Here is a 9,328-nt window from a genome sequence, read left to right as displayed (position 1 = left end):
CTCAGTTACCCTGACAGCACCGTCTGTTTGCTGGGGCTTTTGGCTTTGGTGTCATCCATAACCTTCGTCGATCAACTTCAAGCCTTGCACTCGCAGCGATCGCTGCACTGGCCGGTCTACAGGCCGTTCTGGAAAGCCTGCGTGTCATGACGGCTTACACCTATCCCCTGCATGGGCTGAGGCTGATGGGAATATGGGCTCCTCACGTCCAACAGATCGCCCCAGAGCCCTGAACCGGCGCACTCTCTGCGCATTCTCCTAACCTGACTGTACGAGGAGGAATGATTGGCAACCGGTTCAATTGGAAGGCGAGCCAAACGGGCCTATGCGGTATTCCTGATTTTTGGTGCATTGGCGCTAGCGGCCATCATCATATTGGCGACGCAGACCCTACGGGAGTTGAGCAGCGGGCAGCAGTTGGAATCCGTGCTTAATGGTGCACATGATCGCCGGGAGCAGTTGCAGGATGTGTTCTCCTTGCTTCAGGACGGTGAAACTGGGCTCCGCGGGTTCTTGCTAACCAGAGACGAGGTGTTTCTTGCACCCTACCAAAATGCCGAAGCCAGGATGGACGCCGAATGGGCCGAATTAGAGCGGCTATTTGCTCAGGAACCCATGCGCCTCCAGCGGCTAGAGACCCTTGTAAAGGCCAAGCGCGATTTGCTGCATGCGGGCATCGAAGGGACGTTACCCACTACGAACGCCCAGCGGCACACGCGCGCCTTATCTGGCAAGTTGGCCATGGACGCTATCCGTGAAGAAATGGCTGTCCTCAATCGGCAAGAAATTCTCCGGTTGGAGCAGTTGCGGTCCAACCACCAGCGACAAGCCATCAATACCCGTCGGGCCGTCATGGTGCTTTCGGGCCTCTTTGTCTTACTTATGTTGGCCGCAGCCCTGACCATTTGGCGCTATATGCGCCGTCAAGAGGCTTTGTTAAACGCTGTTGCCGCTTCAGACCAGCAGCAACAGGCTCTGTTCCAAGGCAGCTCTCTTCCACTGCTTGTCTTGACGGACGAAGGCGCTATCGAGCGAGTTAACAGAGCTGCGGAGAAGGCGCTGCAATGGACGCGAACCGAAGTGATTGGCAAGAATGTCAGGATTCTGGTCGATATCGAAAGTTCGGGCGATCAGCGTATTCTTGATCAGCTTCGCAATCGCACGGAACCTTTGTCCGAAGCGCTTGAAGGTGAAATTTGTGTGCGTCGCAAAGATGGTACCGTCTTCACCGCAGAGGTGTCGATCAGTCCTGTCAAGGTTAATGAGAGCTCGAATATAGTCGTTGCGGTTAAAGACGTGTCAGAGCGTCGGCGCATGGACGAGATGAAGTCCCAGTTCGTTTCTACCGTTAGTCATGAACTGCGTACGCCATTGACCTCAATCGCCGGGTCATTGGGCCTTCTGGCAGGGGGGGCTGCCGGCGCATTGCCCGAAAAGGCCAGCCGTCTGATCGGCATCGCCCAGTCAAACAGCCAGAGATTGGTCCGGTTGATCAACGACATTCTCGACATCGAGAAACTGGAATCCGGCAAGATGGCACTGCACCTCGAACCGATTGACCTGCGCGAGGTGGCAACCCGCTCGATTGATGCGGTCAGCGGAATGGCAGATGATCACAAAGTGCGGGTCGAGCTAGACGACCGTGGAACGGCTACGGTCATGGGGGATATGGATCGCCTGATACAGGTGGCCGTGAACCTGTTGTCCAATGCCCTCAAATTTTCGCCTGCCGAAGAGACAGTCACAGTCCGGCTTACGGCGGATGATGGCCCGATGGTCAGGCTTACGGTGCTGGACCGTGGGCCCGGCGTGCCCGAGGCGTTCAGGTCGAGAATATTCGAGAAGTTCGCGCAAGCGGACTCATCCGATACGCGCCAGCGCGGGGGAACGGGTCTGGGGCTAGCCATTTCTCGCGAGATTGCAGAGCGGCATGGTGGGCGGCTGTGGCTTGATCCTGATCCGGGCCATGGGGCCGTCTTCCATCTGCAACTACCGCGTGTCGCTGCGGGGCCTATCCAGAACCGGGTGGATGGACCGCAGTTGTTGGTGGTCGAGGATGATCCCGATGCCGCCGAGGTGTTGCGCAGTATTCTGCAAGAGGACGGATATCAGGCACAGGTTGCCTCGACCGCACGTGAGGCGTTGGCGCTGGTCGGTCAGACGAAATTCGCCGCTGCGCTGATCGACTTACAACTGCCCGATGCGAATGGGGTGAGCCTGATCCGCGCGTTGCGCAAATCCGCCCTGACGCGGGATCTGCCCATTCTGGTTGTGTCCGCCGATATTTCGCAAGGCATGGCAAAGGCGGCATCGCTTCAGGTCTTGGACTGGATGGAAAAGCCGCTGGAAGTGGATCGCCTGCTGCAGGCGGTTCAGGCGGCGACTGCCGGGAGCAAGGCGCAACCTTTGATCCTTCATGTAGAGGATGAAGAGGACGTGCGCAGCCTCACGGCATCCGCCCTTTCGGGAGTGGCGACTATAGAAGCGGCAGGATCACTGGCCGAGGCGAGACGTTATCTGGAAAGTCGTCATCCCGATCTGGTCATTCTGGATATCGGCCTGCCGGACGGCTCCGGTCTGGAATTGCTGGGCAATCTCGAGAGCGGGGACCAGCCGCCGATACCGGCTATCATTTATTCAGCCAGCGATGCCGATCTTGAACTGGGTGCGGGTATCGAAGCCGTTCTGGTGAAGTCGCGCACGCCTGTCTCGTCGCTGGCTCGGACGGTACGGCGTCTGACGCGAAAGGATATGACATGAAGGAACAACTGACCCTGCTACACGTCGATGACGAAGCGGATATCCGCGAAGTGGCGGCGTTGTCGTTTGATCTGGACCCCATGACAACCTCGATCAGTGCATCGTCCGGTCCTGAAGCCCTTTCCATCCTTGATGGAGGGTTGCGGCCTGACGTGATCCTGTTGGATGTCATGATGCCGGGGATGGATGGACCTATGGTCCTTCAACACCTGCGCCAGCGGCCTGCGCTGGAGCATACGCCGGTCGTATTCATGACGGCACGGGCGCAAGGGTCCGAAGTGGCGGATTACAAGGCCTTGGGGGCCATAGGCGTCATTACCAAACCCTTTGACCCCATGGGGCTGGCGCAAGAGGTGCGCGACCTGTTGGCGGGGGCGGGCGCATGAATGACGCTCTGGAGGCTTTGCGAGCGCGCTTCAGAGAGCGGGCCCGCGCCGATGCCGACAAGATATCGCGTGCTATCTATGACGGTGACTACGAGGTGCTGGAGCAAGTCGTGCATAGTTTGGCAGGCGCAGCGGGCATGTTCGGTTATCCGGCCTTGTCCGAATATGCGCTGGCGATCGACGCGGTGTTTGGGGCTGGAAACAGGCCGTCGGACGAAGCCCTGAACCGGTTGGTCGAGATCATCCGCGCCGAAAGCGACCTCTATTCGTAGACGACGCGCACAGGAAGCATAGGTACTCCCGTCGCGGTATGGCGCAGGAATCCGTCGATGTCGGGTAGCTTGATCCGGGCATTGCCATTGGCGTCGACGTGGGGCAAAGGCGTCGGGCTGGCGTCGGCCCACGCTGCGCTGGTGGGCGACGTCTCTCCATCGGCTTGAAGCAAATAGGTCTGGACCTGCAGACGGTAGGCGCGGTTCGGATCGGCACTCACGTCAATGATCGCCGGATTGTTCAATGCGCTGGTGCGAAGTTGGATCGGGGTCACCGAGGAGACTTTCAGGGCCGAGTGCACCGTAATGGCTGCCGTAGCATCCGGTGCGCCCGTGCTGGCCTGTACAATGGCCGAGGCTAGCAGTATCGCGATCATAGCAGTTGCACCGTCACCAGATAATCGAACGGGTGTTCGCCCCCGGGAGCGGCCCCATTCAGCCGGACATCCATGCCCAAGTCAAAGGTTGCATCGCGGAACAGGCCCAAAGGGTCCAGATCGAAGCTGACAGTTGCCCCTTCGGCCGGAGATCCGCTGCGGTAGGTGGCCCCGCGCAGGTTGGCGACTCTGAGCCGCGTAATGGTTGCCGGTCCCTGTCCACCGGCGGGCGTGATGGTCACCCGGATCGGCCGCAACGCGCACAACGAAGACAGCGAGTTAAATCCGCAGGATACCGTGATAGTCGGTGTACGTACGGAGGATGTGCTCAAGCGGATTGAATCGCCTGAAACGCGAGTGACCACGCCGCTGGTGCTGACGCTAAAGATGGTTGTCGACTGGCCGCGGATGGTGCGGCCAAGCGTTGGAGCTTCGGCTGGAGAACGGGATACTGACAACTGGGCCGCTGCGGGCATGGCCATAAAGACCGTAGACAGCGCTATGAGGCCCACAATCCATCGGGTCATGAGTTGGCTCCTTTCAGGCTGACCATGATTGTGCCGGCCCGGACGAAACCGCCCGTAGGCGGGATAAGAACCTGTACTTCATCGTCCATTGTAAGCCCCAGCGTGGACGCTTGTTCCGCATTCAGTCGGACGCGGTATTCGCCCGGAGGCACGCCTTCGATGAAGGCGATACCGGCGTGGTCGCTTCGGGTGCTGATGACCTTTCCATCCTTGTCGACCAATTCGATATTGACGGCGGACAAGGCACGGTTATCGCCTGCCACGCGTTCCAGTACGACGCGGAGTTCGACTTCTGAGGATCGCTGCATCGGATAGTTGACGATAACCGTGCGTCCCGGCCGGGGCTCGACAGCAAGCAGGGTAGGCCCGCCGACGAGATAGGGGTCCTCCACCGCTTCGGTGTTGAGGCGAATGACCGCAGTGCCGGGGTCGCCCAAGCCGGGCGCATAGGCTGTGCCGGCGGTATCCGTGGTGAGCGTGTCGGTTGGAACATCGGCTATGATGCCAGCAACGCCCTCTTCGTCGAACTGGCGGATACCGTCACCATTGGCATCTATCCAGGCATTGATGGCCGCTGCTCCGCCTGATGCACCGCCGCTGCGAACCAGTCGATAGCCCCGACTAACGGGGTCATACCCAAAACCAAAACCGAGTTGTAGGCCGACACGCCATTCACCTGTTTCAGTCTCGACGGCGCTGTTCACGGCAAGATCGAAGCGACGGGCACGCCAGATGTGCGAGGCCTGAACCGTAGTACGTGTTTCTGAACCCAGCGAGCGGACTACTCCAAAGCGCAGGGCCTGGTTGTCGCGCAATTGCCAATCTGCGGTCAGATAGCCCGTCTCCAGCTTGAGGTCGGGCGAAAGGCCGTAGGTCAGGCCGGCGCGCAGTTGAAGGCGGCGCGCGACCAATGTGGCCACGTCGCTCGCTCCGGCCCAGCGTTGGATACGGGATTCATCGGCGCGCTTGTCTTCTTCCCAGACAATGCTGCTAGACGCATAGAAACGCCCGATTGGGGTCGAGGCGCGCAGTTCGGCATTCGTCTGGGCGCTGTTGTCGCGGCGCTCGAGACGCCTGAGATTGAGTGACCAGGGAATGGTTTGGGAATGCGGGCCTTTCAGCTGGCCGTCGGCGCGTAAATCGCTGGCCCGTCGTAATGGGGAGGCATTACCCAGACCCAACTGCCTTGTCTCGTCGATAAAGCCGTTGCGGTACTCCGCATGCCTGCCGACGAGGGAAATGCCCGATACCCTTCCGGCAAAGCCGCCGGATAGTGCCTGGCCATCCTGATCATCCCAACCGGCGTCGATCTGCGTCGCAAAGGGACCTAAAGACGTCCGCAGGCCGAACGTGACCATTGAACGCGACTCTTCGTCCGCGACAGGCCGAAAACGGGCAACACCGCCCGAAAGGGTTATTGCTGACGAAAGCCCGTAATCCACACCGGCGACCAAACGCATGCCATGCGGAACAACACTTGGCTGGCGGACGGGATCATCATTCAGGTCCAACAGGGTCCGGCCCTGATCTACAGCACCGAGACGCACGATGACGCGGCCTGCCTCGACCTGACCGGCACCGAAATTGATGCGGCGTACAGCCTCGCGTGTTTCACCGTGCGGTCCGTAGAAAACAAGACGAAGCGTGTTCAGGCCATAGGCTAGCGGCACGTCCAGAAATTCGTACTGGCCCTGCACCGGCGTGGACTGCGATCCATAAAGGATCTCGTTCACATACAGTTCGACTTCTTCGCCAACGGCCAACTCGCCGCGCAAATCCAGCGGCGTGCCGATATCCAGACTGTCGCGCGGAGCCGAGGTATAGAACAGGCCGCGACCGCTGATGCTGGCAGCCCCAAGCGCGAGCGATGGCGTGTAAACATCGCCGATACCCGCATGGGTCCCGCCTAGAACGCCCAGCGCATGGCCTTTGCTATCGCGGCGCGAAAGACTGATGCGGCTGTCGCTTAGGTTTGCGTCATCATCTGACCCGATCCATGCCTCGAGGCCTGCCCATAGCAGGTCGCCTGCAACCCGTACGTCATAACGACTGGTCTGATCGCGTCCGTCGCGGCCCGTTTGGCCGCCGATATTGATATCAAAGGCGGGGGCGGTGAAGGCCTGATAAGGGGTGGCGATCTCGACACGCTGATCGCCACTGGCACCCAGGCCCAGACGGCCACGACGCTGGTCGCGTTCGAGGCGTTGCTGAAACGGCAGAGGCTCGAGCGGCGTAAGCTCTAGGACTTGAGCGCTGGTATCAGGCTTCAGGCGCACAGGGAGCAACTGCTCAATCACGTCAATTCGAAGGTAGAGGTCATCGGCATAGATGGCGGCTTGGTCGGCGGATATGGCGACCTCGCGACCTGCCAGTAGGGCCTTGCCGTTGGACAGATCGACCGTCAGCTTGCGGTCCGGCGACAATATCCAGCCTTCGGCCCGGCGTTGGGTTGGAAAGACGCCGACAGCGAGATCCAGTACCCGCGACAGTTCGCCAATGGGCACAAACACGCCCGTCCGCGATGCGTACACGTTGACGGATTCGGCCAGAAGGACAGGGCCCGAGCGCACCTCGAGCCACAAAAGGTCATCGCTGCTAAAGGGTTGGGGCGAGGCGGCATCAACCAGCGCCGCAGCCGTCGCGCCATCCTGCGCGTGGGCTACGGTGACGGCTAGGCTCCAACTCAGCGCGATAGCGCTGGCAAAGCCAAGGGCTTTCACGGGGCTGAAATCCGCGTGACTGCCAGCACCTCGCCCGGACGCGCATCATCGTCCCGATAGACAAGCGTCAAAGCCTGACCGGCGGGTACCGCTTGTGGCAGGGCTAGGCGGACAGTGCGTTTGTTGATTTCCGGATAGACAGCCACGCCGCGCACCAGCGTCATCAGGGGCGCGTCGTCTGCGGTGCCGAGACGGACTTCAAGATCGCCGTAAACGGAGTTCGCGCCAAGACGGTCGATGTCGAAGACCAATTCAGTGCCTGATGCTCCCTGCTCCAGACGGGCGTTGCTGATGCCGGCGCGGGCATCGGCAGCGTTGTCGCGTACGATGACAGGGATGCTGACGCTGAACAGGGCAATGACCTGAAGGGCGAGATCGTCCTCATTGCCAGCAGCCGCCTGCGCTGCAGTAAAACCGCTGTCCTCAGGGGGAAGAGCGGTGATGGTCAGATGTGAGCGGTGCTCGGCCGAGCCATCCCCAGCGGGGCGGGCACGCAAACGGATGGCCTGGCTTTCGCGTGGCTGGAGGGTTACCCGACGGGGGGTGTGTTCGACCAAATCTGCAGCCGACGAAATGTCCAGTTCAGGACGTTCTGAGGCGGCGATGATCTGGCCATCGGGCAGCATAATGCGGTCGACCAGGTCGACCGTATATGTCGCTGGTTGGTCGCCCTGGTTGAAAACATAGACGATCGCGCTGCGCTCGCCGGGGGCGAACACCACACGCTTGGGCGAGATGTTCAGATCGGCACCGACTTGGGCATTCGTGGGCAGGACGCTGGCGGAGAGGGCCAGAGCCGCAGCAGCCACGGTGTTTGCAACATATTGAGGCCAGCCCTGTCTCATACCAAATCTCACCCACCGGGAGGCCGCTGCGGATAGGCGCAGCGGCCATCATTCCTTAGTTATAGGCCGCCGACACGGTGAAGGTTCCCGTGTAAACGCCGGTCCCTGCGGTCGAAGGCAGAGCGACCGAACCACCGACACGTACGTTCAGCGAACCTGCCGAACCCAATGCGTTGCTGAGGGTTTGGGCCGATGCATTGGCGCCCAGATTGTTGCTGGTGGTGACGGTCAGGCTTTCCGAACCGTTGGCCATGGTGAAGGTAGCCGGGACGGTGACCGAGACGGATTGGCCGCCTTCGCCGTCGATGTTGAACTGGGCTGCCTGCGGGGTGTCACCCGAGTTCAGGGCAACAACGCCGCCCGAAACGGTGCGAGCACCAGCATTGCTGACGACGACAGAACCGGAACCGGTCGATGGACGTACAACGGTGCCGAACTTCATGTCCGCGCTCTTGGTGACGGTCAGCGGACGGATGACGGTGATCGAACCTTGGCCCGAGGCCGAAGAGGTCGATTGGGCCGAGGCGGTACCAGCAAAGCCCAGAGCGGCAACGGCGAGGGCGGAAACGAGAGCGAAGCGGTTCATGAGAACTCCAACGGTTGAAAACTGCGTTGGGACCCAAATCTTCCTCATTTCAGCACGGGTCCATCAACCGGACCCGCAAAAACGGGTTTTTCGAACCAAAGTTATAGGTTTGCCTTACATTTCTGACGAGCGCGGGAACTTCAATGCCCGCGTTCAGCTTCCCAATATGAAGAGGAAGCGTTGGTATAATGCGTTGGATAGTTCTTATTGTTGATGATCACCCGCTCGTGGCCGAGGCTCTGGAAGCGGCAGTGGCGAAAGCCTATCCGCAGTTCGAGGTTGGCCGGGTTTCCAGCGCTGCTGAAGCGGAAAGCTTTGCCCGTCGGCATTCCCAGCGCGTGCGCATGGTTATGTTGGATCTTATGCTGCCAGACGCTGAGGGGTTCAGCGCGCTGATCCAGCTGCAGCAGATTTTGCCCAAATCCCAATTCGCGATCATTTCCGCGCGCGTAGATCCACACATGGTTTCCATGGCGCGGTCGTTTGATGTGGACGCCTATTTGAGCAAGGCTGAACCCGTAGAAACATTAGTCAATGCTATAGGCGGCGTGATGCGAGGGGATAAGATTTTCCCAATCGGTATCACTTCGCAAGACCATACAGAGGATTACCACAAACGTTTGCTAACGCTTTCCAAAGCCCAGATGCGCGTATTGAAAGCGATGGCCGAGGGTAAGTTAAACAAGCAAATCGCCGGGGAATTAGGTCTGACTGAGGGGACCGTCAAACAGCATGTTTCAGCCATTCTAAAGAAGCTGGGCACGCCTAACCGTAGCCAAGCCATCTTAAACAGCGCCCGGTATCTTGGTAAGATCGATTAAGAACTGGCCCACCGGTGCTGTCATCTGTGGACGG

9 protein-coding genes are annotated in these 9,328 nt (G+C 59.9%); 4 read left to right on the top strand and 5 right to left on the bottom strand.

Going from position 1 to position 9,328, the window contains the following annotated elements:
- Positions 1-285: 285 nt before the first annotated feature.
- From B3H86_RS02185 to B3H86_RS02175, 3 genes are read left to right on the top strand one after another with little or no spacing between them, the layout of a single operon-like run.
- A complete protein-coding gene (locus tag B3H86_RS02185) occupies positions 286-2,760 on the top strand; it encodes a response regulator (RefSeq protein ID WP_292050932.1) in 2,475 nt (824 codons plus the stop codon).
- Positions 2,757-3,146, top strand: coding sequence for a response regulator (locus B3H86_RS02180; protein WP_292040733.1), 390 nt, complete (start codon positions 2,757-2,759; stop codon positions 3,144-3,146). Before B3H86_RS02185 ends, B3H86_RS02180 begins: the two co-directional genes overlap by 4 nt.
- Positions 3,143-3,418 (top strand): Hpt domain-containing protein, encoded by a 276-nt coding sequence (locus tag B3H86_RS02175; RefSeq protein WP_292050931.1) that lies wholly within the window; start codon positions 3,143-3,145, stop codon positions 3,416-3,418. Before B3H86_RS02180 ends, B3H86_RS02175 begins: the two co-directional genes overlap by 4 nt.
- Here the strand turns inward: B3H86_RS02175 and B3H86_RS02170 are convergent.
- The 5 genes from B3H86_RS02170 to B3H86_RS02150 all read right to left on the bottom strand — a co-directional run bounded on the left by B3H86_RS02170 (position 3,409) and on the right by B3H86_RS02150 (position 8,473).
- Positions 3,409-3,795 carry a hypothetical protein gene (locus B3H86_RS02170; protein ID WP_292050930.1) on the bottom strand — a complete coding sequence of 129 codons (387 nt, stop codon included), beginning with the start codon at positions 3,793-3,795 and terminating at the stop codon, positions 3,409-3,411. The two genes, B3H86_RS02175 and B3H86_RS02170, sit on opposite strands and share 10 nt — an antisense overlap.
- On the bottom strand, positions 3,792-4,322 hold the full coding sequence (locus tag B3H86_RS02165) for a hypothetical protein (RefSeq protein ID WP_292050929.1): 531 nt from the start codon (positions 4,320-4,322) through the stop codon (positions 3,792-3,794). Before B3H86_RS02165 ends, B3H86_RS02170 begins: the two co-directional genes overlap by 4 nt.
- Positions 4,319-7,042: an MSCRAMM family protein gene (locus B3H86_RS02160; protein WP_292050928.1), complete on the bottom strand. Its 2,724-nt coding sequence runs from the start codon at positions 7,040-7,042 to the stop codon at positions 4,319-4,321. The genes B3H86_RS02165 and B3H86_RS02160 overlap by 4 nt, the downstream gene beginning before the upstream one ends.
- On the bottom strand, positions 7,039-7,851 hold the full coding sequence (locus B3H86_RS02155; RefSeq protein WP_292050927.1) for a hypothetical protein: 813 nt from the start codon (positions 7,849-7,851) through the stop codon (positions 7,039-7,041). Before B3H86_RS02155 ends, B3H86_RS02160 begins: the two co-directional genes overlap by 4 nt.
- Before the next feature lie 91 nt (positions 7,852-7,942).
- Positions 7,943-8,473, bottom strand: coding sequence for a DUF4402 domain-containing protein (locus tag B3H86_RS02150; RefSeq protein ID WP_292050926.1), 531 nt, complete (start codon positions 8,471-8,473; stop codon positions 7,943-7,945).
- 188 nt (positions 8,474-8,661) lie between these two features.
- Between B3H86_RS02150 and B3H86_RS02145 the strand changes: the two genes are divergently transcribed.
- Positions 8,662-9,294: a LuxR C-terminal-related transcriptional regulator gene (locus B3H86_RS02145; RefSeq protein WP_292050925.1), complete on the top strand. Its 633-nt coding sequence runs from the start codon at positions 8,662-8,664 to the stop codon at positions 9,292-9,294.
- Positions 9,295-9,328: the final 34 nt, after the last annotated feature.

Origin of the sequence: Brevundimonas sp. UBA5866, from assembly GCF_002432125.1 — a bacterium.
Taxonomy (GTDB): Bacteria; Pseudomonadota; Alphaproteobacteria; order Caulobacterales; family Caulobacteraceae; genus Brevundimonas.
This window is presented reverse-complemented; position numbering and strand designations above follow the sequence as displayed.

Excerpts from the sequence above, each read along its gene's own strand:
- B3H86_RS02180 (WP_292040733.1), top strand. The coding sequence starts at position 2,757 with ATGAAGGAACAACTGACCCTGCTACACGTCGATGACGAAGCGGATATC.
- B3H86_RS02175 (WP_292050931.1), top strand. The coding sequence starts at position 3,143 with ATGAATGACGCTCTGGAGGCTTTGCGAGCGCGCTTCAGAGAGCGGGCC.
- B3H86_RS02170 (WP_292050930.1), bottom strand. The coding sequence starts at position 3,795 with ATGATCGCGATACTGCTAGCCTCGGCCATTGTACAGGCCAGCACGGGC.
- B3H86_RS02165 (WP_292050929.1), bottom strand. The coding sequence starts at position 4,322 with ATGACCCGATGGATTGTGGGCCTCATAGCGCTGTCTACGGTCTTTATG.
- B3H86_RS02150 (WP_292050926.1), bottom strand. The coding sequence starts at position 8,473 with ATGAACCGCTTCGCTCTCGTTTCCGCCCTCGCCGTTGCCGCTCTGGGC.
- B3H86_RS02145 (WP_292050925.1), top strand. The coding sequence starts at position 8,662 with ATGCGTTGGATAGTTCTTATTGTTGATGATCACCCGCTCGTGGCCGAG.